The sequence below is a fragment of the Parvibaculum sp. genome (assembly GCF_002684405.1).
Classification (GTDB): Bacteria; Pseudomonadota; Alphaproteobacteria; order Parvibaculales; family Parvibaculaceae; genus Parvibaculum.
Genome location: NZ_NYVD01000006.1, coordinates 1 through 24,342, shown reverse-complemented (window position 1 = coordinate 24,342; position 24,342 = coordinate 1). Strand labels below are relative to the sequence as shown.

22 protein-coding genes and 1 pseudogene are annotated in these 24,342 nt (G+C 57.0%); 9 read left to right on the top strand and 14 right to left on the bottom strand.

What is annotated here, in order from left to right:
* Positions 1–137: 137 nt before the first annotated feature.
* On the top strand, positions 138–659 hold the full coding sequence (locus CMI59_RS00770; protein WP_293323336.1) for an iron-sulfur cluster-binding domain-containing protein: 522 nt from the start codon (positions 138–140) through the stop codon (positions 657–659).
* Here CMI59_RS00770 and CMI59_RS00765 read toward each other — a convergent pair.
* The gene (locus CMI59_RS00765) at positions 639–1,166 is read right to left on the bottom strand and encodes a MarR family transcriptional regulator (protein WP_293323333.1); all 528 of its coding nucleotides are present in this window, start codon (positions 1,164–1,166) and stop codon (positions 639–641) included. The genes CMI59_RS00770 and CMI59_RS00765 overlap by 21 nt on opposite strands.
* A gap of 299 nt (positions 1,167–1,465) precedes the next feature.
* On the opposite strand from CMI59_RS00765, the gene CMI59_RS00760 reads away from it, so the two are divergent.
* A complete protein-coding gene (locus CMI59_RS00760; RefSeq protein ID WP_293323331.1) occupies positions 1,466–2,485 on the top strand; it encodes a carbon-nitrogen hydrolase family protein in 1,020 nt (339 codons plus the stop codon).
* Between the two features lie 50 nt (positions 2,486–2,535).
* On the opposite strand, the gene CMI59_RS00755 is transcribed toward CMI59_RS00760, so the two are convergent.
* A complete protein-coding gene (locus CMI59_RS00755; protein WP_293323328.1) occupies positions 2,536–3,321 on the bottom strand; it encodes an alpha/beta hydrolase in 786 nt (261 codons plus the stop codon).
* A gap of 568 nt (positions 3,322–3,889) precedes the next feature.
* Entirely contained in the window at positions 3,890–4,513 is a 624-nt protein-coding gene (locus CMI59_RS00750; RefSeq protein WP_293323325.1) for a TetR/AcrR family transcriptional regulator, read from the bottom strand.
* A gap of 332 nt (positions 4,514–4,845) precedes the next feature.
* Between CMI59_RS00750 and CMI59_RS00745 the strand changes: the two genes are divergently transcribed.
* The 3 genes and pseudogenes from CMI59_RS00745 to CMI59_RS16855 form a co-directional block, all read left to right on the top strand.
* Positions 4,846–5,304 carry a PaaI family thioesterase gene (locus CMI59_RS00745; RefSeq protein WP_293323322.1) on the top strand — a complete coding sequence of 153 codons (459 nt, stop codon included), beginning with the start codon at positions 4,846–4,848 and terminating at the stop codon, positions 5,302–5,304.
* 57 nt (positions 5,305–5,361) lie between these two features.
* On the top strand, positions 5,362–6,117 hold the full coding sequence (locus CMI59_RS00740; protein WP_293323319.1) for an SDR family NAD(P)-dependent oxidoreductase: 756 nt from the start codon (positions 5,362–5,364) through the stop codon (positions 6,115–6,117).
* A 72-nt stretch (positions 6,118–6,189) separates the two neighbouring features.
* A pseudogene (locus CMI59_RS16855) lies at positions 6,190–6,639 on the top strand (SDR family NAD(P)-dependent oxidoreductase); the annotation flags it as partial.
* Positions 6,640–6,768: 129 nt separating this feature from the next.
* Here CMI59_RS16855 and CMI59_RS00730 read toward each other — a convergent pair.
* Positions 6,769–7,452, bottom strand: coding sequence for a hypothetical protein (locus CMI59_RS00730; protein ID WP_293323313.1), 684 nt, complete (start codon positions 7,450–7,452; stop codon positions 6,769–6,771).
* A 697-nt stretch (positions 7,453–8,149) separates the two neighbouring features.
* On the opposite strand from CMI59_RS00730, the gene CMI59_RS00725 reads away from it, so the two are divergent.
* Entirely contained in the window at positions 8,150–8,293 is a 144-nt protein-coding gene (locus CMI59_RS00725; protein ID WP_293323310.1) for a hypothetical protein, read from the top strand.
* The gene (locus CMI59_RS00720) at positions 8,290–8,490 is read left to right on the top strand and encodes a hypothetical protein (RefSeq protein WP_293323307.1); all 201 of its coding nucleotides are present in this window, start codon (positions 8,290–8,292) and stop codon (positions 8,488–8,490) included. The genes CMI59_RS00725 and CMI59_RS00720 overlap by 4 nt, the downstream gene beginning before the upstream one ends.
* A 467-nt stretch (positions 8,491–8,957) precedes the next feature.
* On the opposite strand, the gene CMI59_RS00715 is transcribed toward CMI59_RS00720, so the two are convergent.
* The 6 genes from CMI59_RS00715 to CMI59_RS00690 all read right to left on the bottom strand — a co-directional run bounded on the left by CMI59_RS00715 (position 8,958) and on the right by CMI59_RS00690 (position 19,328).
* Positions 8,958–9,224 (bottom strand): hypothetical protein, encoded by a 267-nt coding sequence (locus CMI59_RS00715; RefSeq protein ID WP_293323304.1) that lies wholly within the window; start codon positions 9,222–9,224, stop codon positions 8,958–8,960.
* A 1,008-nt stretch (positions 9,225–10,232) separates the two neighbouring features.
* On the bottom strand, positions 10,233–10,763 hold the full coding sequence (locus CMI59_RS00710) for a PepSY domain-containing protein (protein WP_167095857.1): 531 nt from the start codon (positions 10,761–10,763) through the stop codon (positions 10,233–10,235).
* Positions 10,764–10,863: 100 nt separating this feature from the next.
* The gene (locus tag CMI59_RS00705) at positions 10,864–14,028 is read right to left on the bottom strand and encodes a CusA/CzcA family heavy metal efflux RND transporter (RefSeq protein WP_167095859.1); all 3,165 of its coding nucleotides are present in this window, start codon (positions 14,026–14,028) and stop codon (positions 10,864–10,866) included.
* A gap of 9 nt (positions 14,029–14,037) precedes the next feature.
* Complete coding sequence (locus tag CMI59_RS00700; protein WP_167095861.1) at positions 14,038–15,045, bottom strand: efflux RND transporter periplasmic adaptor subunit; 1,008 nt, start codon at positions 15,043–15,045, stop codon at positions 14,038–14,040.
* Positions 15,042–16,241 (bottom strand): TolC family protein, encoded by a 1,200-nt coding sequence (locus tag CMI59_RS00695; RefSeq protein ID WP_167095863.1) that lies wholly within the window; start codon positions 16,239–16,241, stop codon positions 15,042–15,044. Before CMI59_RS00695 ends, CMI59_RS00700 begins: the two co-directional genes overlap by 4 nt.
* A 786-nt stretch (positions 16,242–17,027) precedes the next feature.
* The gene (locus tag CMI59_RS00690; RefSeq protein WP_167095865.1) at positions 17,028–19,328 is read right to left on the bottom strand and encodes a cbb3-type cytochrome c oxidase subunit I; all 2,301 of its coding nucleotides are present in this window, start codon (positions 19,326–19,328) and stop codon (positions 17,028–17,030) included.
* 175 nt (positions 19,329–19,503) lie between these two features.
* On the opposite strand from CMI59_RS00690, the gene CMI59_RS00685 reads away from it, so the two are divergent.
* Positions 19,504–20,217 (top strand): cyclic nucleotide-binding domain-containing protein, encoded by a 714-nt coding sequence (locus CMI59_RS00685; protein ID WP_246220593.1) that lies wholly within the window; start codon positions 19,504–19,506, stop codon positions 20,215–20,217.
* A gap of 68 nt (positions 20,218–20,285) precedes the next feature.
* Positions 20,286–20,612, top strand: coding sequence for a 2Fe-2S iron-sulfur cluster-binding protein (locus CMI59_RS00680; protein WP_167095866.1), 327 nt, complete (start codon positions 20,286–20,288; stop codon positions 20,610–20,612).
* Positions 20,613–20,916: 304 nt separating this feature from the next.
* Here the strand turns inward: CMI59_RS00680 and CMI59_RS00675 are convergent, their stop codons facing one another.
* From CMI59_RS00675 to CMI59_RS00660, 4 genes are all read right to left on the bottom strand, one after another.
* Positions 20,917–22,308, bottom strand: coding sequence for an MFS transporter (locus tag CMI59_RS00675; RefSeq protein ID WP_293323342.1), 1,392 nt, complete (start codon positions 22,306–22,308; stop codon positions 20,917–20,919).
* Between the two features lie 25 nt (positions 22,309–22,333).
* A complete protein-coding gene (locus tag CMI59_RS00670) occupies positions 22,334–23,344 on the bottom strand; it encodes a phospholipase D-like domain-containing protein (RefSeq protein WP_293323339.1) in 1,011 nt (336 codons plus the stop codon).
* Between the two features lie 85 nt (positions 23,345–23,429).
* Complete coding sequence (locus tag CMI59_RS00665) at positions 23,430–23,858, bottom strand: cytochrome c (RefSeq protein ID WP_293323289.1); 429 nt, start codon at positions 23,856–23,858, stop codon at positions 23,430–23,432.
* Between the two features lie 72 nt (positions 23,859–23,930).
* Positions 23,931–24,342, bottom strand: a 412-nt coding sequence (locus CMI59_RS00660) for an EamA family transporter (protein ID WP_293323286.1), incomplete at its 5' end; no start/stop codon positions are given.

Genomic DNA, 24,342 nt, shown 5'->3' with positions numbered 1-24,342 from the left:
GCAGGAAGATAATCAGCCGTGCCCGGACTGTCCGGGAATTACTGAAACGGCTGTCCGGGATTTAGCGGAATCGCTGTCCGGTAATTCTGAAATCCGCACTCAGCGAGGCGAAGAAGCCGTTCCGACTGGTACACGCTGTGCGATCACGCGCCGAGGCTCCCTTCAGCGAGATCCTCGCCGGGCTGGGCGAGACGGTGACACTTCATATGGACGAGGAATGCGGTGGAGTGCTGCCGCTTGCGGACCTTCTGGCGACGGCGACGTCGGGCAGCCACCTCTATTGTTGCGGGCCTCAGCCTATGCTCGACGCCTTCATCGCGGCCACAGCCGACCGGCCGATGAATATGGTGCACACAGAAAGTTTCGTACCCCCGGAGACCGCGTCGCCGGGCGCAGGGTTCACCGTCGAACTCGCGCGGAGCGGACGCACAGTGGCGGTCGCCCCGGATCAGTCGATCCTGGCCGCTCTCCAGGCTGCGGGGATCCCGACGACGAGTTCCTGCAAGCAGGGGATTTGCGGCTTGTGCGAAACCGTGATCGTGAGCGGTGAGGCAGAGCATCGCGATTCCCTTCTCACGCCTGAAGAGCAGGCCGCCAACCGGACCATGATGATCTGCTGCTCGCGCAGCCGCTCGGATCTACTTGTCCTCGACCTCTGAGCTGAGGGGATCAACGCGATGATCGGTGAACGCCTCCAGACACTCCGCCAGCCGGGCAAGCCCCTGCTGGATGGCCGCCTGCTCCGTCGCCGCCAGGGGCCGCAGCGCCGTATCGAGCAGGCCTGCGGTTTCGGCGACGAGGGCATCGATCAGGGCCAAGCCCGCCGGCGTCAGCCGGACCATCTGACTGCGGCCGTCCTGCGGATCGCTGACCCCTTCGACAAGGGCTTGCCCCTTGAGGAGGTTCACCGTGTAGGTGATCGCCCCGGAGGTGACGCCCAGGAGCCGAAAAAGGTCGGTCGGACGTTGGGCATAGGGCGGACCAACACGTCGCAAGGCGTACAACAAGCGGATCTCGCCCGATCTGAGGCCCAACCCCCGCGCTGCCTGCACCTCGAACTGGTTGAGCAGGATGCCAAGCCTGGTCAGCAGCGTCCCGATCTCAAAGCCCAAACCTTCGATTTCCGGTTTTTCAGCCCGCCATTGCGACAGGATGAGTTCGGTCATGCCAACTTGAGACCAGGTCATGGCTGGGTCGAGCGCGGCCTTCCCATTGGCGGATGCGTCACCGCGCCGCCCGGCGGGTGTCGACGGCAGAGACGAAGATTTGGAGCGATCCGACATCCTACCCCTTTAATTGCGACAGCGGCACCAGCACCCCGACGGCGGCAGGATAGACCGACAGGTCGAGACAGCCAAGCGCCCCACCATCACAGTGGACGCGGCGCGTCCGGCATCGCCCGAGACCGACACACCTCAATCCCACTCAACCCGGGCGCCCCGCGCCCGTACATTGGAGATGCTTGATGTCCCACCCGAGCCCATTCCTCGCCGCCGCCGTCCAAGCGGCGCCGGCTTTCCTGGATTTCGAAGCGGGCATTGAGAAGACCATCGCCCTCATGGACGAAGCGGGTGCCCAGGGGGTCCGCCTGCTGGCCTTTCCCGAGGCCTGGATCCCGGGCTACCCGTTCTGGATCTGGGTCACCAGCCCCCTGGAGGCGATCGGCCTTGCCCGGCGTTACCAGGAGAATTCCCTGACCGCCGACTCGGAAGCATTCACGCGCATTGCCGAGGCAGCCCGCCGAAACAACCTGCACGTCGTCATGGGCGTCAGCGAGCGCGATCATGGATCGCTCTACCTTGGCCAAGCCATCATCGGCGCAGACGGCCGCATCCTAGCGCATCGGCGGAAGCTGCGACCGACCCATGTCGAGCGCTCTGTTTTCGGCGACGGGGATGGTTCCGACCTGACGGTCTACGATACGCCACTCGGACGGCTGGGAGGGCTCAACTGCTGGGAGCACCTGCAACCTCTGGTAAAGGCCGCCATGTTCGCGCAGCACGAGGAAATCCATGTGGCTTCATGGCCAAGTCTATCGTCCGCCAGCGGAGGACCTGCCTACGCCCTCGGCCGCCAGGTCAATCTGGCCGCCTCGCAGGTCTATGCGGCGGAAGGCGGGTGCTATGTACTTGCCGCGACCCAGCTCGTGACCCTCGACGTCCTGCGCATTCAGTCGGAACTCCTGGGCCGAGAAGCACCCTTCCCGCTCGGTGGCGGCTGCAGCATGATCTATGGTCCGGATGGTCAGCCTCTGGCCGAGTTCCTCCCCGAGGACGCCGAAGGTCTGGTCGTGGCCGAGATCGATCCAAGCGCCATCGCCTTCGCCAAAGCCCTGGCCGACCCCGTAGGGCATTACGCACGACCTGACGTCCTGTGCCTGACCCATGACCGAACCCGTCGGCGTGCCCCGCTGCCGGGCGTCGGCGCAGAGCAACCGGACCCGTCCACGGACCCGATGACGGCCGACGATGCTGAAGACGCGTGATCATGGATCGCCGTTCGGCGAGTTCCTCAAGACGACAATCGGCACAGAACCTAGTGCGTGTGCTCGGACAAAAAGTCCCCGACGCTTTTTATGGCCCTCGCGGTCTCCGGCGCGTCCGGCACCCACCAATGCCAGAGGTGAACGCAGCCATCATAGACTTCAAGCCGCACGTCAACGCCAGCCGCGTCGGCCGTAGCCGCGACGCGCAATGAATCGCTCAGAAGGCGCTCGCGGGAGCCGACCTGGACCAGGAGGGGTGGAAAGCCCGTGAAATCCCCAAAGATCGGAGACGCCAACGGATCGGCAGCGTCGTGCCCCTGCAGATACTGATCCCGGCAAGCGTCCAGGCCCTCGCGGGTCACGCAGGGGTCTTTCGTAATCCAGTCGATACTCTCGCCCGCGTTGGTCAGATCCGCATAGGCGGAGGCGATCACACCACAGGCAGGGAGCGGGAGGCCTTCAGCCTTCAGCGCCAGCAGGACCGACAGGACGAGACCACCGCCGGCCGAGTCGCCGATCAGCGAAATTGCATCCGGCTTGTAGCCCGAGGTCAGCATCCACTTGTAGAGGCGGACGCCTTCCTCCACCGGGCCTGGAAAGGCGTGTTCCGGGGCCAGGCCGTAGTCCAGGGCCAGGGTATCGATCCGACATTCCGCCGCCACGCGACTAATCACGCCGCAGTGGCCTGCTGCGGAACTCCAGATAAAAGCGCCGCCGTGAATATAGAGGATCGCGTGATCTGACCTCGCGTTGTTCGGACGGTACCAGATCGCAGAGACCCCATCGCACCGCACCGCCTCCGACGTCACGCCCGCCAAGGTGGGATAGCGCTGCATCGTCCGCTCGTCCCTCGCCTGTCGCTCTGCCGGGAGGCTGGCGACGGGAGGGATGTCGGGCATTGCGGGACATACGGCCCAGAAGTCGCGCATTTGTTTGCTAACCACGATCACCACTCCTGTTGCTGCATGGTCGCAGGCGTTTCCGACTGACCACCTTAATCAGAAACTTATCATGATTATCTTTTCCTACATCAGCTCGCTTTGCAACGGTGGTGGGTATTCAGCCTCGAGTTTAAACTCGAGGCGGGGAAATTGGGACGGGATCGAGGGGTGGCGTTTGCCCAGGCAGCCCGCGACCTTGATGTACGCGCGCACGTGCTGCGCAAGGTGTCTGCAAATCCTGGGGTTATTCAGTTCGATGTTTTTCATCTCGCGCCAATAGAGCCGCTATTGACTTGCGACAGCGCTCGAAATTTTCCGGGCAGCCAACCTTCGTCAAACCAACATCCGGGATCGTCCCGAAGGATGTACGTCGTCAAAGTATTTTCGGGGCGGCAGATCCTGCCCCCGGTCTACACAGGAATAGAAGTAGACTTAATCGCCGAACAAGCGCTGTTAGGTTTGGTCAAGTCGCGCGTGGGGAGCGACCGAGCAAAGCGTTCGCCGCTGCACGGGCGGCTTTGGCCAACTCCTTCCGCGTCTCCCCCGCACGGGCGCGCAGGGCCAAGCCATGGCGGATACAGTTGACCATGCGCGCGGTGGCCGCCACGTCTGTGTCGGCAGGCAATTCGCCCGCCTTGACCGCCTGCTTCAATCGATTGCGAACCGCCGCATCGGTGGAGGCCATGCAGGCTTTCAGCTTGGATTTGATCCGATCACTCTCCTCGGCTGCCCCCACCAAGCTACAGGCGATAAGGCACCCCGAAGGCGTTGAACGGCTGGTCACCCCCTCAACACCGGCCGTGAAGAAGGCATCGAGGGCCTCATCAATTTTCGGTGCGGCGAGGGCGGCGTCGAGCAATTCAGCGCTGGCTGCATCGTAGAGATCGATGCATGACAAAAACAGCGCCTCCTTGTTACCGAACGTCGCATAAAGACTGGGCCGATTAATCCCCATGGCATCCGTCAGATCGTCAAGCGACGCGCCCAGATAGCCTTTGCGCCAAAAGACCATTGTGGCAGCGCGCAAAGCAACGTCCGGATCGAACTGGCGCGGACGTCCATTCTGCTTCTCAGTCTTTTGGGCCACCTTGCAAAGAGCCTTACCTTCGGGATTCCAGCTTTCGTATTGTACGATACAAAAAATACCAGAGGCAACTATGCGCCTCTGGACCGCATCGCAGGCACAAGCGCCGCGAGCCGACTGGACCTCAACACAATGATCAGAATTCCGGCGAGCGCTACCGCTGTGCCGGCGACGATGCATTTCCTACCATTTAGTACAAATACCTGTTGACGCGGTCCCGTCGATGTTTTGTATTGATCGGTATTAAATACGGAGAAGCTTCCCGTCACTTGAATGGACATCCGCTTATGTGCCCAGGAAGTCGACTTGCTGGGATGTAACCGAGGGGCGATCACATGAACGACGCACCGGAAGAAGTCGCCGATCTTGAGCCACCTCTTGATCAAGGCGAATGGGCCGGTTGGTCAGTGTGGTCCGGGCGGCAACCATTCGTGGAGCATGTCGGGCCGTTCTACACACGCCGCGCGGCGGACGGGAACATGGAATGCGGTTGCGTTGCGTGGCCCGAAATGCTGAACGGCCAGGGCGTCGTTCACGGCGGAGCACTCATGGCGTTCGCGGATCATGCGATTTTTCAGATTGCTTACGACCAACTGCGCGGGCTGCAGGGCCTCACGGTCTCGTTAAACAGTGAATTCCTGGCACCTGCCTCAGCCAACGCGCGGCTTATTGCTCGCGGAGAAGTCTTGAAGTCGGGGGGCCACCTCATCTTCGTCCGAGGGCTCTTGAAAGCGGATGACGTCCCCACGCTTGGATTCTCGGGTGTCCTCAAGGTCCTTCGACAGAAATATTGACTTCGACACCTGCGGAGCGGCCGCACTGACAACAATCTCACCGGACAGGAAATCAGGATGCAGAACAAACCCGTCGCCCTTGTCACAGGCGCAAACCAGGGAATTGGCTTCCAGATCGCGAAAGATCTCACGGCGAACGGCTTCAGCGTCCTGGTCGGATCGCGCAACCTTGAACGCGGCGAAATCGCCGCAACGGAAATTGGACCCGACGCCCACGCAATCCAGATCGACGTTACAGATCAGGCGTCGATCGCAGCGGCTGCTGCGCGTGTGCGCAATGAATTTGGTCGTCTCGATGTGCTTGTCCAGAACGCGGCCATTATGACGACCAAAGCTCACCCCGGGACCATAGAGGCATACGTCAAGGCCACGCGCGCAAGCATTGTGTCCCTCGATGAAATGCGCGCGGTATGGGAAACGAATGTCTTCGGCGTCCTTGCCGTCTATCAGGCGATGCTTCCGTTGCTGCGCGAGACGCCGGGCGCGCGCATTGTCAACGTATCGAGCGGCTCAGGATCGCTGACAGTGAGTGCGAACCCGGACTTACCTTACCGCGACCATTTCAGCCCTCTCTACGCGGCCTCCAAGACAGCCCTCAATGCCTTGACCCTGGCCATGGCAATCGAACTGGAGCCAGAGGGGATCAATGTCAATGCCGTCACGCCGGGCTTCACCAGGACGGCCATGAATGCATACGAGGGCACCGAGACCGTCGAAGAGGGCGCCAGCGAGGCTGTACGGGTTGCGCTGCTTGGCAAGGATGGGCCCACCGGTACGTTCACCCACTCCACATTCGGAACCGTCCCGTGGTGATCTGAGAGGCCATGTTGGCGCCGATCACATTTTCTATGACGAAAATTTCAGAGCGAGGAGCTGGACGAACAGATGAAACAAGTTGTTCTTATAACTGGCGGCACATCGGGTATCGGCATGAGCCTGGCTGAAGCCTATTTGAAACAGGGCGCCGCCGTCGCTGTTTGCGGTAGATCGCAAGCGGCCCTCGACCGCTTCTCCGACGCGCACCCCGATGCGCTGGCAATCCAGGCTGACGTGACTATCGACGCGGCCAGGATCGCCATGCTGGATGCTGTCGCCAATCGGTTCGGGCGACTTGATGTCCTCATCAACAATGCCGGCACCTTCGTCGAACGAAACTTCGCGACAGGCGTGAACACCACGCAAGACCTTGAACAGGAAGTCGCCCTTAATCTGACAGCACCCATTCAGCTGACCAGCGAGGCCCTGAGGCGCTGGCCCACCATGACCGCAATTGTGTTTGTCACGTCAGGCTTCGCTCTGGTTTCTCCGACCCGTGCCCCGACCTATGGCGCGGTAAAGGCGGGGCTACATGCCTTCGCGGAAGGACTGCGCCGACAACTCGCCCCCAGAGGAACACATACATATGCCCAAAAACCTCTACTCCCCCAACTTCACCGACGGGCTTATACTCCAGAAATATCTGCTTCATTTGGTTGCCTCATTTTTAAACGACTTCATGTTCGCGGAGTGGAGCGGCACGATCGGGCACGCCTCCCCCACGGGCGACTTCGGAGCGGTCATATAGAATGGAGAGAGCAAGTGGGGATAAAATGCCACCACATAAAAGGTATTCGCTTCGTGATATTCGTTCTTCTTTAATTTATACACAATCTTTACTGTCATCCACCTTCTTATTGGAAGATACAGTCGCTTTGGGCTCATATCGATATAGTAGTTATATACAATGGCAGTGGTCTCGGGCTTAACCCGGCCATCAAAAAATACAAGGCCTTTGTGATACACACGCGCAACCGTGGAGCGATAATAGCCACCCAGCGCTCTCATTAAAGCGTGTACGGCGGCCACTTTTTTGACGAAAGTATCCTGTCCTCGAATAGCCTCGTCTACACGATCTCCTATAAGCTTAGAATAGCCTTTATCTAAACCATCCTTGCGTGTTTCCAAGTTCAGGGGTGACGAGTTTTTCGCCTTGGCTAAGTAAGTTTCATATTGTTTTTCTCCTATTCCCTTAAATATACAATCGTCTTGGCCTCTTTGATTTAACCATAGGGGCAATAAATATGCACCGCCCCACGCTGCAACAAACAGGGCGAACAAGAAGGACAATATCGTCCTTTTCTTTATGGTCACTTGTGCACGATGCAACATGATATCGGTCGCCCCGCTTCTTTTTGCAAATCGGGCAACGCCCACTCAAAGTAGAGGCAAAAGGGGATTCCCTCATTCCTCAGATCTTTCGAGCTATCTGGGTTTCACCGACGCACAATCTCCGTATGCCAACAATATTTGGAGCTTACTTCAGGTATCGTACGGCCTACACCAACAAACAAACGACTACATTTGCTTATGATAACTCGAGTCTTCACATGATGAAACAACAATTTTTTGATTAAAATTATCAATATATGATTGAATCAATGTCACCCATTAAAATAAAGAAAAATATTGAGTATCTATTTATTTACAAGACCGAAATCAAAGCTTCTCCCGCTCCGCAATCTCTGAGGCGGCTGGCGTCCGATTTCAAAGCTCGAATGGACCGCAACCTTCAAAAAAAACGAGCACCCCAGAGTTCATACGCCGGAGGAACACCGTCTTGCCCATGAGTTCACTGCCAGATAGGCGGCTGCGGAGCTGAAAGAGCAGGATGACGGGAGCCAGGTCGATGCGGAAGGCATGCTCGCCTCCCAGATGAGCGCCTACGCGGCGGAGAACGGCATCACCTATCTCACGCGGAAGCCCAAAACACTGGAAATTTTCGGATGGTGCCCCCCCCACATCATCCTTGATATGCGCGGCGAAGCTGGATGCTCTGGGCTTCTATGACAGCGACGAGGTAGAGCGTGTGGTCAAGATAGAGTTCGATCCCAACGCCACACAGGGGGGCTCCGTTCAGGAGAAGGAAAAGGCGCTCCTCTCCGAGATCATTGCCAAGGTGAACGACCTCTTCGACGGTGAGCTGATGGAAACAACAAGCTCACCTATGTGAACAGCGCGCTGAAGGGGAAGCTGCTCGACACGGAGCTTCTCGTGCAGCAGGCCGCCAACAACACGAAGGAGCAGTTCAACAACTTACCGGACCTTATGCCGAAGCTCATCGACGGCATCATGGACGATATGACCACCCACGGCTCCATGAGCAAACAGGCCCTTGCGTCCAAGGGAGATACAACAGGGCATTCTTGAAATCCTGTTGGGACCCGGACAGCTCTACGAGGCGCTAAAGGCGGAGGAGAGGCAGAGCTAGTCTGCGTCCAGATCCCAGTCCACGTCTTCCGGGACCCGGGCCTCCGCGATCAAGCGCAGGTCTTCTTCGCCGAGATCCTCCACAAAAGGAGATCGCTTGCCCTCCCCGGTTCTATTAGGAACCGGGGGGGTGCATGTGCGGTTCCTCCTGATCTGCGTGTAGATGGGCTGGATGCCCCATATCCCCACGCCGAACTTCCCACAAATTTGGATGGAAGTTCACTACAAGGTGGAGAAATCTTGTAGGGAACTTCCGCTAATGCTCCCGGCAGGTACAACCAATAGTCACGCTGATCCGCACTGCCACCAGCACGGGGGCGCGGCTCGCCGATAAAATGGTTTTATCGTCGGAAGGGGCACGGCGGGTGCGGTGAGTCAGCATGAACCTTTTTTCGCACAAGTATTTCTTACGAATACGGCTTCACGCAGAAAAACTTTCCGACGAATTCGGCGCGTCCGATTTCGGGTCGCAAAAAAACAAAGAAAAACGAAGATGATTTCCGGACGGACAATCTCGCTGCACCGAGGGTGCGCCCGTGCAGGTGAAGGCCCGGACCGGTCTCGACAATGACAGGGCCGGCACGGTGCAGTTCGATGTCAGACTGGCCACTTTCGCGGCAGAGGGCGCGGGGTTCATCGCAGCCGTTCTCATGGACGGCGTGTGCAGCTTGCATGGCTTATCCCGACGGAAGATTTTGCCGATGTCGCCCGCTCCGGCAAGGACAAGCTCGTCATGGTCGCCTCACCTCGCAGGGACTGATCCGGCTGCCGAAGCTACCCGCGAATTGGGATGAGCAACGCGAGGCGCTTGGCTTCACCTAAATCGGCCAGCCGGAGAATGCACTCGTCCGCACCACAGCGCCGGCTTTGTCGCTCCGTTGACGTTCCCGCGAAACACAGCTGCATCACGGTGCATCATTGTGCATCGAAATACGCTGAAGCGGACCTGTTCGGGCTCGTCCAGAGATATACCCGCTAGATAACCGCAAAACGGGCTCCGCAAAGCACCTCTGCCACTCACCGCGATGCATAAATGGGCCACAAGACCCCGGAATGACGGAGAGTTTGTAGAAAGGCCTGAAGGTCTTCGTTTTGCGGGGGAAGGACTGGTGGTGTCGACAGTCGATAGACCTGTTCCCTCTGCTCAATTCCCTGAATTTCAGGGAAAATACAGGGAATTTCGCCCGAATCTGCATCCCCAAGGCTAAAGACCGCTGAAATAGCCCGGCAACTTCCGTGACTTAGCGTCAATTTCCCTGGAAACCAGAACAGGGAAATTTAATCGGCATATCAGGGAATTTTCGCGAGGGAACAGGGACCATACCGACCGCCTAACGGCGCGGCTCAAGCCGCATCAATTGTCAGAATCAGATGCGATTCTTGGCCCGGAGATTGGAACTTTCCAACGAGGCCAGCCATGAGCGATCGCGTTCTCAAGAGGATGATGGACGACTATTGCCGCGTCCGGATTTCCCCCTTGCTCCCGCAGGATCGCGATGATCTGCTCTTGCGTGAACCTCAATCGTTTCATCGTCCGTCTCCTTCTCCTTGACGGACTCTACTCATTTTTGGAGGAGTTTGCGGGGCTCACGTCACGCCGAATAAAAACATTCAATCCCAAGACGCGCCGACGGAGCTCACAACATGATGGCATGGTCTATCCTCTCAGCAGGCAGTCGTTCTCATCGCATTTGGTCTGATCCGTCAAGGTAGACAGAAAGTGTTTCGTCTCCCCCTCGCGAAACGACTGTCAGAATTGCTTTGGTTGGTCTTTGCGCTTCGGGTATCCATGCAGCTGTTGCGACGCCGTTCCCTCTGTTTTCTGCAATTGCGATGGTTTGCATCAAGCCGATCCGAGCGTTTTGAACTGCCATGCGCATATTCCGATGTCGAGCCCGGAGTGATCTGGAAAGATATCGGCGGTACGATTTATCCAGTACCGCGCCATTCTTACCATCGATAAACACGATTTCCTTTCTTTCGGACGTCAAGAATTCCACGCGATAAGCATGTGCCTCATCTCGCCTATCCGGCTTTATGCTCACTGCCGTTCCCTTCGAATGCATCCTTGCGGAATCGAGAATATCCAAAAGAGACATCCGCGCCTGATCCGAAGACACTGTCTGCAACCTATAGTCATTTCCTGAATAGGCATGACCGACTGGAGCCGTTGATGCGAGTGCAGCCAGCGATATGACGAGAGCGGTTTTCATGAGATAGCCTTTCCTTGAGGCACGCCCTGACGGGCGCCGTTGGAGTACGGAATTTCGGTCTAGGTTTGAACACCGAGAAATTTTGTGACCTTGCATTGTTCTACCGCTCCGCTCCGTGCGCGAGTTTGTAGAGAACAGGCAGGACAACCAAGGTGAGAAGCGTTGACGACAGGATTCCGCCGATAACAACAGTCGCGAGAGGGCGCTGAACTTCAGCACCTGCGCTGGTGGCAAGCGCCATCGGCACAAACCCCAACGACGCAACCAAGGCCGTCATAAGCACAGGACGGAGCCTCCTGCTCGCGCCTTCCCATATCGCTTCGTCGAGGTGCATTCCCTGCGCTCGCAGATTCTTGATGAAGCTGATGATCACCAGGCCGTTCAGGACCGCCACTCCGGACAAAGCGATAAAGCCTACGCCGGCGGATATTGAGAGTGGCAGGCCGCGAATGGCGAGGGCGACCAGACCACCCGTCAAGGCCAGTGGTACGCCGGAAAAGACGAGGAGAGCATCCTTGGCGGTTCCCAGACTTGCAAACAGAAGAGCAAAAATCAGAATCATCGCAAGCGGAACGACGACAGAAAGTGTTCGAACCGCCGAGACCAATTGCTTGAACTGCCCGCCCCATTCCATCCAGTAACCGGCGGGGAGTACTACATTGGCCTTCACCCGTTTCTGTGCTTCCGAGACAAATGAACCAAGGTCGCGCTCACGAATGTTTGCAGACACCACTATTCGACGCTTGCCATTCTCCCGACTGATTTGATTGGGGCCGGTGGTGAGCTTCACATTCGCTACTTCCCGCAAAGGGACGACGCGCGGCATGGTTTCGGGGAAAGGCTCATATGAGGAGATCGATACATCTGTCGTTTCCGGATGAACGGGAGGCAACGGAATCGGCAACTCTCGCAGCCTGTCGACATCCTGCCTGACGTTTTCCGGAAGGCGGACAATGACGGGGCTACGCCAGTCCCCTTCATAGAATGTGCCTGCCCGGCTCCCTCCCATCGCCGATCTTACGGTTTCCTGTATGTCGGCCACGTTGAGCCCCAACCTGGCCGCAGCATCCCTATCGATATCGATCGAAAGAACCGGCAGGCCCGTTACCTGTTCGACATTTATATTGGCCGCACCATCAATCCCGCCAACGACCGTGGCAATTTCACCGGCGGTTTGGCGCAGCTGTTCCATGTCATCGCCGAAGACCTTGATTCCAATATCCGCCCTGACACCGGAGATCAATTCATTGAACCTAAGCTCGATCGGCTGCGAGAGCTCGAACTTGGAGCCCGGCAGGCCCTCCAGTTTCTGCTCGATTTCGGCGAGAAGAACATCCTTGGGCTTGGATGGATCCGGCCAGTCCTCGCGATCCTTCATGATGACGTATGCGTCGGAAATGTTCGGCGGCATTGCGTCTGTCGCTACCTCCGCCGTTCCCGTGCGGGCAAACACATCCCTTACTTCCGGCAGTTTCAGGAGAACCTTCTCCACATCGGTTTGCATTTCGACAGACTGCGTAAGACTTGTTCCCGGAACGCGAAGAGCCTGTACGGCCACATCCCCCTCGTCCAACTGAGGAATGAATTCCGTTCCGAACCTCGTCATACCGAGGCCGGTCAGCACGAGCAGGACGATGGAAACCGACAACACCGTGTAATTGTGCCGCAGCGCCCAGGAAAGGCCAGGTTCATAGGTCCTTTGCGCCCAACGCATGATTGGGCTCTCCTTTTCCTCGACATTGCCACGAATGAATATGGCGATTGCCGCGGGAACGAATGTCAGGGCCAGCACCATCGCTCCTGCCAGAGCAAGGATTACGGTGAGAGCCATCGGCGTGAACATTTTACCCTCCACCCCGGAGAGGGTAAGGATCGGGAGGTAGACCACTGTGATGATGAAGGAGCCGAACAAAGCGGGGGTCATGACCTCCCGCGTCGCATCCGCTACCACAGAAAACCGTTCCGACATATGCAACGTCCGGCCAAATCGTTTTTGCTCTTCGGAAAGCCGGCGGAGGCAGTTTTCGACAATGATCACCGCACCGTCGACTATCAGCCCGAAATCCAGCGCGCCCAAACTCATCAGGTTGGCACTGATCTGATATTCGACCATGCCGGTAATGGTGATGAGCATTGAAAGCGGAATGACCATCGCAGTGATCAATGCAGCTTTGAAATTGCGCAGAAGAATGAACAGGACAGCGATCACCAGCGCCGCGCCTTCAAACAGGTTTTTCTGAACTGTTTCGATCGTCTTCTGAACCAGCGACGTCCGATCATAGAGTGGCTGAATCACAAATCCCGCGGGAAGGCTTTTCTGTATCTCGTCGACCTTGGCTCTGACAGCGGCAGCGACCTCCCGACTGTTTTCGCCAACGAGCATAACTGCCGTTCCGATCAGCGTTTCAGTTCCGTTGTGCGTTCCCGCGCCGGTACGTAACTCCTTTCCGAACGTCACTTCAGCAATGTCGTGTACATAGACCGGGCGGCCTTCATGCGTACCCAGAAGGATTTCCGAAAACTGTTCCGTGGTTTCGACCTGACCGGGAACCCGGATCAGATACTGCTCGCCGTTCTGTTCGATATAGCCCGCACCAACATTTACGTTGTTGTCCTCCAACGCCTCTCTCAGGTCGCTGAATGACATGCCGTAAGATGTCAGCTTGTATGGATCCGGCACGACATGTATCTGCCTCTCGAAGCCACCGATCGCATTCACCTCGGCGACTCCCCTAACCGTACGCAGCTGCGGCTTCACGACCCAGTCATGTAATGCACGGATATCGGACTTGCCGGATGAGATATCCCCGGACGCCAGATCAGGGCGAAACTCCATGCTGTACATGAAGATTTCCCCAAGACCCGTGGAGATCGGGCCCATGCTCGTTTCGGTGTCATTCGGAAGCTCGGCCGCACTGGCCTGTATCCGCTCCCCGACAAGTTGCCGCGCCCGATATATGTCCGTCCCTTCTCGGAAGACGACGGTAATCTGCGACAATCCATATCGAGATATCGAGCGCGTGTAGTCCAACGCGGGCAGACCACTCATTGCCGTTTCCAATGGAAAGGTTACCCTCTGCTCCACCTCGAGCGGGGAATAGCCTTGAGCCACCGTATTAACCTGAACCTGAACATTCGTGATGTCAGGAACAGCCCCAATGGGAAGGCGTGTAAAATTGTAGGCGCCGATCGCAGCGACAAAAGCAGTGGCCATAAGCACCAACCAGCGGTGCTGGACACAGAAAGATACGACTCTTGCAATCATGACCGCTCCTCAGTGCCCGTGAGTAGCGGAACCTTTTTCAGCCTCCGCCTTAAGTAGAAAACTGTTTTCCGAGACATAGACCTCGCCGGCAGACAGGCCGTTGATGATCTCCACATTCGTGCTGTCCTGACGCCCTAGCTGGACGCGACGCATCACAAAATGTCCTTCATCCCGCTGCACGAAGAGCATCGGATCGGTACCCTCAAACTGTATTGCGGATCTACGAACAACGATCTCTGCGCTGGTCGGCTCTCTCTCCACCGATGCACGCATATAGAGCCCCGGCTGGAGGTCCGACCGCTCGTTTGGGACGACCACCCGCGCGAGAAGGCTTTGAGTATCCTGCCGCGCGACCGGCGACATATAGCTGATAGTCGACACCCGCCGGTCCGCGCCTTCACTCGGATGAAAGCTGACGGTCTGGCCAAGCTCAATCTTGTCCGCGTCGTGTCGATGCACCTGAAGATCAAGCCAGACAGACGACAGATCTGCGATCACCATCAAGGGCTCTTCAAGTCCCGCGTAACTGCCCGTCACCACATTCCAGCGGATAATTTGTCCATCAATCGGCGACTTTATTGTGTAGGCTCGCAGACTTTCGTTGCTTTCTATGACGACAAGCTCATCACCTTTTTCAACGCTCTCACCCAATCGTGCCTTTGCTTCGACTACGACACCTTCGAAACGCGGCACGACATGAACCAGTCTTTCCATATTTGGCCTGATGACCCCGAACAGCTCCACCGAAGGGGTGATAAGATCGGAACCGGCGGTAGAAAGTGTGAGGTTCGCTGCCTCAAGCTGCGCGTCCGACAACTCAACAATGTTTTCTTTCTCGTGTTCGGCCTCGGAATTATGCTTGTCTGCGTTGCCTTCCTCATGCACCGACGCTTCCCGCTCGGGATGTTCCTGTTCGGCCGAAAAGGCCGGTGAAGCGACAGAAAAAAGTGCCGCCAGAAAAACCACCATTGCGGCAGAGCTCATCGAATTTGCGGGTTTGCTTTCGAACGCAATCATGACTTTTCTCCCTCTCGCGACATTTCCGAAGCGGCTGATTGATACGTGTCGCCGGTAAGCCCTTCTATTTCGATCAGGGAAAGTCGGCACGAGAGCACGGCCTCAACGGCTTGTTGAGCGCTGTCGATCTCCACCTGCAATGCGCCGAGGAGATCGAGCACACCAAAGCGGCCGAGGCGATAACCTTTGCGAATGGAACGCGCCGAGTCTCGCGCGGCCGGAAGCACGGTGTTGCGAAACCTTTTCGCCTCGAGGCAGCTACTTTGATATTCTTGGTAGGCCTTTCTCAGCCTCTCGGACAAAACAAGTTGCGTTTGCCTGACGGAAAGCCTGGCAGCATTGGTGCGCGCACCGGCCGCACGGATATTTCCCTGGTTTGCATCGGCAACCGGGATGGGAATAGACAACGAAATCAGGAAGGCGCTTTCGTCTATACCATTGAAATGGCGGGCACCGACTCCGATTGTGGGATCTGGAACAGCTCTGGACTTTTCCAGTGCATAGGCAGCGCTTCCTTCTTCCACTTTTGCCTTTTCAACACCGAGAATCGGATGTGCGTCGACTTTCTTTAGCAGCTCCCCAAGCCCGGGAAGATTTGTTGAGGCGAGAGCAAGAGAGCCAGTCGCCTTGAGCTTTCGGTAGCCATCCTCGTTCCAGAGAGTAAGAAGAGCCTGCCGTGCAATGATCAATCCCGATTGTGCGCGTTGAAGCCTGATGCCCGACAGTTCAAGGGCAAGCTCGCCCCGGTTGCTATCCGCTTCCGGCGACGCCCCCTTGCTAACCTTCTCACGAAGCGCACGCGCAGCATTTTTCATTTCCTTAGCGGCCCTGGACGCCAGGTCGACTTCTCGTTGCGCAGCGAGGAGGCGGACAAAAGCTTTCTTGGTTTTCACCTCAAGGTCGCGAACAACCAGATCCCTGTGCAGGCGGGCGCCCTCGTTGGCGGCCCGAGCGCGGCGCATACGGATTTCTCGCTTCCCGCCCAGTTCAATTTTCTGCGAGACCGCCGCCGTCAGATCAGCTTCTTTCAGACCTGTATACGCTCCTGAGCCGAAAGCATTTTCCGCCTCTATCGATAATTCGGGATTGGGTAGCAGACCGGCTTGTTCAAGATCGCCTTTACCGGCTTCTATTGCCGATTGCGCGATCGATAGGTTGAGATTGGCTGCGATTGCACGCTCCACAGCCTTGTTCATTGAAATAGTCTCTGCCGCACGGACAGGCGTCAGCACAAAGATGGAACAGCACACGAGCCATCCCATCCCCCGTGCCCGACATAGGGGAGAAAACATTCGTCACCTGTAGAAGAAGATTGGAAAGCGCCGATCGATGTCGGCACAGCTACAGCTATGACAGGATGTTTTGCGGGGGAGGTGTTTCGAAATCCAAAGGATGATCGCGAAGCTGGGAGTGCTTCGAGGATTTCACGTGGGCTGACGAAAGTCTTAGCGATCTGTTCGGTTCGGACCGCCAACCAAAATGCTCACCGATGTGGCAAACCTCGCACAGTATATCTCCCACGGAGACTGTATGCGTGCCTGAGGATTTCTCGATCGACACCTCATTGCCGGACGAAGCTGGCGCAACGGCAAAGTGCCGAGCACTTTCTGCCGCGCCCAACGTCACGCTCAACAAGAGTACAATCACTAGCCACTTGAACATTGCAGCAATATGCCTTCGTCAAGAGGCGAAGCCAACAGACAATTTGCGGAATTAGGTCAAGAGATCCTGCTTGGACGCGCTGGCGGGGTGCGTCCCAAGGACGCATGCGCAAAAACCCGCTGCTTCAACTCCGTCTTACAAAGAGAGTATCTGCGATTTAAAGGCGCTCGATACTCCCCATGGGGAGATCGTAAATGGCTAAAAACGGACCAGCGCGTCTGAGCACTATGGGGGCTCCACGCCCCGTCCCGTTGCATCACCGAGCTGCTCAGGCTCAAGTGATCAAAGGACACTGCTTCCAGCTGGATGAAACCTGGGGCTCACGTCATCGGCTCGTTCGTCCCGAATATCGGAAGGATAGGCCGAAGTTTGACGAGAAAATCCCAAGCCATGAGTAGAGCTCCAAGCGCGAACACGATATCGCCCGGCATGCGCATCCACTGCCAGAAGAGCGTTGTGTCGTAGAATTCCTGGCTTCGCGCATAGGCCAGACCGTGCTCATAGACGGCATCGAGTTGAGGCCAACCGATTGGGAAGAAGTTCAGGAATATCCACATCACCAGCCCGATATTGTAGAGCCAGAACGCCCAGCGCCCGACGCTCTCACCAAATTCGTGTCTCTCGCCCGCAATGTAGCGCAGGCAGAAATAGATGAGCCCGATACCGAGCAGACCAAATGCGCCGAACAAGGCGGTGTGCGCGTGGTTGAGCGTCAGGAACGTCGCATGCTCGTAGTAGTTCACCAGCGGGGCATTGAGCGTGCCGCCACCGAAAACGCCTGCCCCGACGAAGTTCCAGAATGCAGCACCGATGATATAGGTGTAGGCGAGCCCATATTTGAAATCGCCATGCGCCTGAATAAGACGACGCTGCTGGATTGCCTCGATGATGAGCAGCACCAGTGGTAACACCTCGATGAAGGAGAACATCGAGCCAAGCGGGACCCACATACCCGGCTCGCCGGCCCAATAAAGGTGATGTCCTGTCCCCAGCACGCCGCCAAGGAAGATCAGGATCAACTCGAAATAAACCGCACGTTCAGCAAGCCGGCGAGAGACCAAACCGACGGCCATCAGGAGATAGGCGCTGATGGCGGAGGCAAAGAATTCGAAGGACTGCTCCACCCAGAGATGCACCACCCACCAGCGCCAGAAGTCACTAATGGTGAAGGACTTCTCGATTCCGGTTAGCGGGATCATGCCGAAGACGTAGAGAAGGGCAATATTGACGGTCGAGGCCCAGAGCAGGTGCTCGAGCCGGATCCGCCCAGACCAGAACTGGCGCGTCGCCGCCCACAACGTCTCGCGTGTCGGCCACAAGGCGCGAAATACGAGCACGCTCCATATCGCCAGTCCGCCAAAGAATCCGATCTGCCAGGCACGCCCAAGCTGAATGTAGGACAGGCCCTGATTGCCAAACCAGAACCAGTGCTTGTCGATATACCCCATGATGCCGAGATAATTTCCAAGCAGCGCGCCCGCGACGATGAAAAGCGTCACCCAGAAGAGAATATCGACCAGAACAGCCTGCCCTTTTGCTTCCCGCCCGCTGATAGCGGGAGCCAGGAACAGCGCAGCCGCGATCCAGGATACACCGATCCAGACGATAGGCGCCTGGATATGCACGTCGCGCAGGAAATTGAACGGCAGATACTTGTCGATGGGAATACCATAAAAGGCCGCCCGCTCCGTGTAGTAGTGCGCCATGATGGAGCCGACGAGGATCTGCAGCAGAAGAACCGCCGCGACGACGAGGAAATATTTCCAGACGCGACGCTGGCTCGGCGTCAGTGGCTTGAATTCGCCAAGAACCGGATCCATCGGCGCGTTGTCCGGATCGTTCAGGAAGCGCTCGTAGATGAAGAGCACCACGCCAAAGGCGAAGAAGGTGAAACAGAAGCTGATCCAGGTCCAGCGGAAGGTACTTGTCGTTGGCGTATTACCTACCAACGGCTCGAACGGCCAGTTCTGGGTCCATGATGCATCCGTACCCGGCCGGCGCGCCACTGTGGTCAGCGAGGAATAGAGAAGGAAATCCGCCGTATATCCGGCGCTGGTCTCGTCAAGGCTATAGGCCTGCGTCCAGCCTCGCGCGAAATCGTGATGGAGGAGGGATTGGGTGATCTGCGCACGCCGCGTCGTGATCGCTTCGGCCAGAGCATCAGGCACCACAACTTTCTTTTGCGTGAGGTCGACGCCCTGCAGCACGGACTGCATTTCGGCCTTGACCACAGCGCGCTCAGCTGTCGGCAGCGTATCGAGTGCCTGGCCGTAGCGGGACCGCGCGATATTTGCTTCCGTCAGCTTTCCGAGCCTGACCAGATTGTCAGCCGTGTAGTCTTCGCCGAAATAGGAGCCCATACCATAAAGGCTGCCATAATCCATGAGGTCGGCTTTCTGGAAGCCTTCCTTGCCACGGACGATATCGTCGGCGGACATGAGGACCGTCCCGTCAGAACGCACAAAACTGTCGGGGAAGGGGGGCGCATCTCTATAGGTCAGCACCGTGACCCAGCCGAGTATGCCAAAGCAGATGACAGCAACCGCCAGCAACACCCATTTCAGGACATTGCTGACAGGATCTTCCGGCGCCTGATCGACGCCCGCCGCTTCGATAGCCATTATTCCCCTCCAGAAAAGTTCGGCGCGAGGGGGGAGCCCTCGCCGCCCGGTCGCGAAGAGACTCAACTAGAAGGCAAATTTCACCATTTGATTTGATATAAATCAAATTTTCGTGTGATTTATATCACGCGCATTCTGACCGCTGCGGCAGCGTGCGAAAAGAGAAAGGTACGAATTGAGCGTTTCTGTTTCCGTTGAAGACATCGACCAGCTCCCCCTCTTTGCGCAGATGACGTCGCCGGCGCGGGAGGAGCTGCTGCGCCATGCGGTCGTCCACAGCGCACCGGCGGGAACCGTTCTTTTCGAACAAGGGACGATGCCCACATTTCAGCATGTTCTTCTTGAGGGGGCGGCCCATCTGTTTGGCAGATCAAGCGAGGGAAAGGAGGTGCTGATCGAAGTGGTCGAACCGCCGGACCTCATCATTCCCGCCGCCGTGGTAACGAACTCGCCCTATCTCATGCAGGCACGCGTTCAGGAAGCGTCGCGCTTCCTGTTGATCCAGGCAGACGCCTTTCGACGCACCCTGCAACAGGATCCCGCTCTGTCGCATGCGCTTGTTGCCAGTCTCGCCGGTCAGTTCCGGCGCATGGTCCGTCAGATCAAGAACCTGAAACTGAGATCGGCTTCGCAGCGCGCGGGCTGCTACATCCTTGCGCTCCGGCGGAAACAGGGCGGCGGAAACCGCATCACCCTTCCTTACGAAAAGACTCTGATCGCCTCCGAACTGGGGCTCACGCGTGAAAGCTTTTCCCGGGCCCTTGCGTCCCTTCAACATGACGGTATCGAGGTCCAGGCAAACACCATCCTCATCCACGATGACGAACGTCTTGCGGCCGCCTGCGGACCCGACCCTTTGATCGACCCGGACGAAGAGCTCCACCTGTAAAGCAAACCACTCTACCTGCAAGACAGTCGCAGGCATTTCCCTCGCATGTATCGAAGCGGACAAGCAAAATGACAACAGTGACATTCATCTTTCCCGACGGAACGGAAAAGTCACTCCAGGTTCGCCCGGGCACGAATGTGATGGATGCTGCGGTTTCGAACGATATTGAAGGTATAGAAGCGAATTGCCGAGGGAACTGCGCCTGTTCAACGTGCCACGTATATGTTGATAACGAATGGCTTGAGCTGGTTGGCCCCGCATCGGGTATCGAAGAAGACATTCTCGATTTTGCGCCAAACGCGCGACCAGAAAGCAGATTAGGCTGTCAGATAAATCTGTCCCCCGCTCTGAATGGACTGAGACTGCATATTCCGGACTGGCAAAGATGGAACTGAGAGAGCTACACGGCGGCCTGAGGTACGGGAACGCCTCCAAGATTGAGGAAATACCATTAAAGAAAAGATTCTTGTCTCTTCAGGGCTAGCCGATAGCACCCATTATGGAATTGTCCGCTCACGTCGCACGGCCATTTTTTGCACAAGCCTTCTCGGGTGAGTTTCGAATATCCACAATTGCGCATCGGGACGACATTGTGCTCGCCTAGTTACGAGGCACATGGTTCGGACATTCTTTGTAGTAATCATATGGTCCGACTCTGTAGAAGTATCTAACGCCAACCTGTTTTCCGNNTTTNNNGAACTACCTGGCCTGCGTTTCAGCATATGCAGGACATCGCCCCCGCTCTCTCATTTCACGTCCGGCAGACATGGCGTGCCGCACAGAAATTCCGCATTGCGTCATCAGAGGTTCACGGCTCCTGTCACGCATCCAGATGAGTCCCGTGACACCGCTCAACATCGCAGCGAGCAAGACAATGAGCGGTCCTAGTTGTGAACCAGTTTCCAGAATGAGCCAGCTAGCGAGAACCGGAGTGGTTCCCCCCACGATCCCGAGACCAGTATTGAACACTATGGAGTAGGCGGTCAGGCGATCATCCTCCGGAAACTGTTCGGTGAACAGCGCGGGAGCCGCCCCGAGCGGTACCGCAAGGAAGAGCCCCATGGCGACTTGACCTACCAGTGCGGCAATTCCTCCGTCAGCGACAATCCATGGCAATATAAAAACGCCTGCTCCTCCGATTGCGAGGATCGCGCCCACGAGCAAATACGTACGCCTCACAAACCGATCCGAAATCCAGCCCGCCAGAGGAATAAACGGGATCAACAACGCCAACGTCAGGGTATTGATACGCATGGCACTATCCAGCGGAATTGTCGTGACCTGCGCTACCCAGGTCGGCAGATAGACGAGCGCAAGGTAGAACAGTGCACCATAGGACGACGCGAACAGAACTCCCTGCACGGTTTCGCGACGATTGCAGCTAAACGCCTCCACGATAGGAGAATTTCGGCAGCGGGCACTCTGGTATCGTTTGAAATGAGGCGACTCCGGCAAACCACGTCTTAGAACGATGGCTATCGCACCAAGCACTCCGCCAAAGATAAAGGGTATACGCCACCCCCATGAATGCATGGCGTCGGCGGTCAGCAAACTCGTCACAGCAGTGGCTGCGCCCGATCCCAACAGCATGCCGCACAGACTTCCAATGTTCGCCCAGCTTCCGGCAACACCCCGTCGGCCGGCGGGGGCGGTTTCCACTAGATAGGTCACGGATGTCGAGAACTCGCCGCCCACAGACAGCCCCTGCACCATGCGCACTAAAACGAGGAGAAGCGGAGCATACACTCCAGCCTGCGCGTAGACAGGCAAGAGACCCAGACACAATGTTGGAAAAGCCATCATTGCCACAGACAAAATCAATGTCCGACTGCGCCCGAATGTATCGCCCATCCAGCCGAATACAACAGAGCCCAAAGGCCTCATGATAAAGCCGACGGCAAACACACCGTAGGTCGCTATCAACGAGACCAGATGGTTGCTGTCAGGGAAAAACAACCCCGAGAGCACTGACGCCATAAAACCGTAGAGTGCAAAATCGTACCATTCGAGGATATTGCCGATGACACCTGCGAGCACCGCCGTGAGTCGATGCTCTTCATCGAGATCGAACAGTGCATTTCCATCCGCCATATTCACTCCCTGCCATATCGCTCGCCTACAACCATTTTCGTGCGGCCCAGCCAATTAACCCCTGAGCAAAGCGAAGCAGAGATATTTTCCCTCGCGGTTTCTGTACCACGCGCATCGCATGTTCAAGATCATCGAGGAATACGTCAGCCAGCTCGTGGTTCAGTCGGGATGACCGCGTCACGAGGTTGAGTTCATCATTGATGAACAGGCTTCTGTAATCGAGATTCGAGGTTCCGACACTTGCCCAGTCATCATCTATGACAATCGTCTTGGCGTGGAGCACACGTCCGCCGAACTCAAAAACCTTCACGCCGGCGCCCAGGAGAGATTCGTAGGAAAGCCGGGCAGCCCATTGAACAACAGAAACATCGCTCTTACCGGGAACCAGCAACCTCACATCCACACCTCGTAGCGCTGCGTTGCGAAGCCCCCGCTGCGTAGCCGCGTCCGGCACAAAATAGGGCGTCGTGATCCAGATTCTTTTTGTGGCCTCGCCAAGATGCTGCCGGAGAACACAGTGCCATCTGTATCGGCATCCGACACCGTAGTTTGGCAACAGCAGCGATCCGTCCACCCACTCCTCTTTGCCGCATTCTCTCCTTTCCTCGAAATCGTGGAAAAGCTGTTCCGCACGGGATGCCAGACGCCCGGTGAAACGCAAATGAGTATCTCGCCACCGTGTTCGGCCGATGCTCGTCCTAGAGCTTTCCTCTCCAACATTGAAGCCGCCGAGATAGGCAACCTCTCCATCGACTACGAGAAGCTTGCGGTGATCTCGTCGTCCGTAGCGGAACGGATGACGCCAACTCCAGCGTCCGTACCATTTCAACTGCACACCAGCTCTCCGGAGGGCGTCATGCGCGCTCCCCGGAAATGTGCCCCAGGATCCGAATGCATCCAATCTTGCTCGAACATCGACGCCCCGGCCGGCGGCTCCCGCGAATGCGTCCAGAAACCTTTGCCCAACACGGTCAGACCTGAAGATATAGACTTCGAATAATATCGACTTCGATGCGCTGGATATGTCACGCAGCATGCTTTCGAAGAGCTCATCGCCCTCTGTAAAAAGGCTGAATCTCGTCTGATCTCCGTTCATGGCCCTGTTGCGTTGATTGTACGGCCTACATTCTGTGGGGCTGGTAGACGATTCCGTTAGCTTTCTGGAGGGCGCGGACATATTCGACGATTCGCGCGACCTCACGATGCGACACCTGCGGCTGTGCGGGCATGTTTCCGTAGGGCCAGTGGTGCTGGCGGACGCCGTACTCGGCTGCCCTGAAAAATGCCTCATCGGCATGATGCCCGGGATTGTAGATCTGATGTACGAGCGGCGGCCCCTCACCGGTCCCGCTGGCATTATCGCCATGACACTCGGCGCAATTCGTGTCGAACGCTGCCTTGCCAAGAGCTGCATCGCCGGAAAGAGGCGGAACAACGACATCTCTCTTCGCAGAGTGTCCGCCTTCTTCTACAAACATCCGCCATGCGCCAATAACGACACCGCCAGCAATTACTGCAAGCACAGCATATGTAGAAAATTTTTTCGCCATCGCTTGTTCCCTGTTCCCTCCAGCGAAAACGACACGCGTGAACCGACGAGTCCTTCATTACATCAGTCATAACTAAGCGCACTGACACGGATGAACCGCCCGATTTTCCATTCCCCTCGATGTTTCCCGAGTCAGCCAGAAGCCTGCACCTAGCAACATGGCGCCACCCAGCACCATCCTCCACGAGGGGACGTCTCCGAAGACCAGATAACCGAAGAACGACGCGACGAGCGGCGACACGATGATATCGATCAGGGCATATACGTTTGCATCGAGGGTCTTCAGAACCATCGATATGCCGAGATAGGCAAACCCCGTGGAAACGACCCCGAGCCCCAGAACCCAAAGCAGAACCGGCACCGTCACGCCCAGCGTCTCATAGTGAATGCCGCGCAGAATATCGCCGGCTCCGAACAGCAATGTCGAAGGCGAAAGCACAATCGCTGCGACTAGCATAGACCACGCGATATCGCTTCCTGTTTCC

Bases quoted from the DNA above. Each gene is read 5' to 3' on its own strand.
- CMI59_RS00765 (WP_293323333.1), bottom strand. From the start codon at position 1,166: ATGACCGAACTCATCCTGTCGCAATGGCGGGCTGAAAAACCGGAAATC.
- CMI59_RS00760 (WP_293323331.1), top strand. From the start codon at position 1,466: ATGTCCCACCCGAGCCCATTCCTCGCCGCCGCCGTCCAAGCGGCGCCG.
- CMI59_RS00755 (WP_293323328.1), bottom strand. From the start codon at position 3,321: ATGCAGCGCTATCCCACCTTGGCGGGCGTGACGTCGGAGGCGGTGCGG.
- CMI59_RS00745 (WP_293323322.1), top strand. From the start codon at position 4,846: ATGAACGACGCACCGGAAGAAGTCGCCGATCTTGAGCCACCTCTTGAT.
- CMI59_RS00740 (WP_293323319.1), top strand. From the start codon at position 5,362: ATGCAGAACAAACCCGTCGCCCTTGTCACAGGCGCAAACCAGGGAATT.
- CMI59_RS00730 (WP_293323313.1), bottom strand. From the start codon at position 7,452: ATGTTGCATCGTGCACAAGTGACCATAAAGAAAAGGACGATATTGTCC.
- CMI59_RS00715 (WP_293323304.1), bottom strand. From the start codon at position 9,224: ATGCAAGCTGCACACGCCGTCCATGAGAACGGCTGCGATGAACCCCGC.
- CMI59_RS00710 (WP_167095857.1), bottom strand. From the start codon at position 10,763: ATGAAAACCGCTCTCGTCATATCGCTGGCTGCACTCGCATCAACGGCT.
- CMI59_RS00705 (WP_167095859.1), bottom strand. From the start codon at position 14,028: ATGATTGCAAGAGTCGTATCTTTCTGTGTCCAGCACCGCTGGTTGGTG.
- CMI59_RS00700 (WP_167095861.1), bottom strand. From the start codon at position 15,045: ATGATTGCGTTCGAAAGCAAACCCGCAAATTCGATGAGCTCTGCCGCA.
- CMI59_RS00695 (WP_167095863.1), bottom strand. From the start codon at position 16,241: ATGAACAAGGCTGTGGAGCGTGCAATCGCAGCCAATCTCAACCTATCG.
- CMI59_RS00690 (WP_167095865.1), bottom strand. From the start codon at position 19,328: ATGGCTATCGAAGCGGCGGGCGTCGATCAGGCGCCGGAAGATCCTGTC.
- CMI59_RS00680 (WP_167095866.1), top strand. From the start codon at position 20,286: ATGACAACAGTGACATTCATCTTTCCCGACGGAACGGAAAAGTCACTC.
- CMI59_RS00675 (WP_293323342.1), bottom strand. From the start codon at position 22,308: ATGGCGGATGGAAATGCACTGTTCGATCTCGATGAAGAGCATCGACTC.
- CMI59_RS00670 (WP_293323339.1), bottom strand. From the start codon at position 23,344: ATGCTGCGTGACATATCCAGCGCATCGAAGTCGATATTATTCGAAGTC.
- CMI59_RS00665 (WP_293323289.1), bottom strand. From the start codon at position 23,858: ATGGCGAAAAAATTTTCTACATATGCTGTGCTTGCAGTAATTGCTGGC.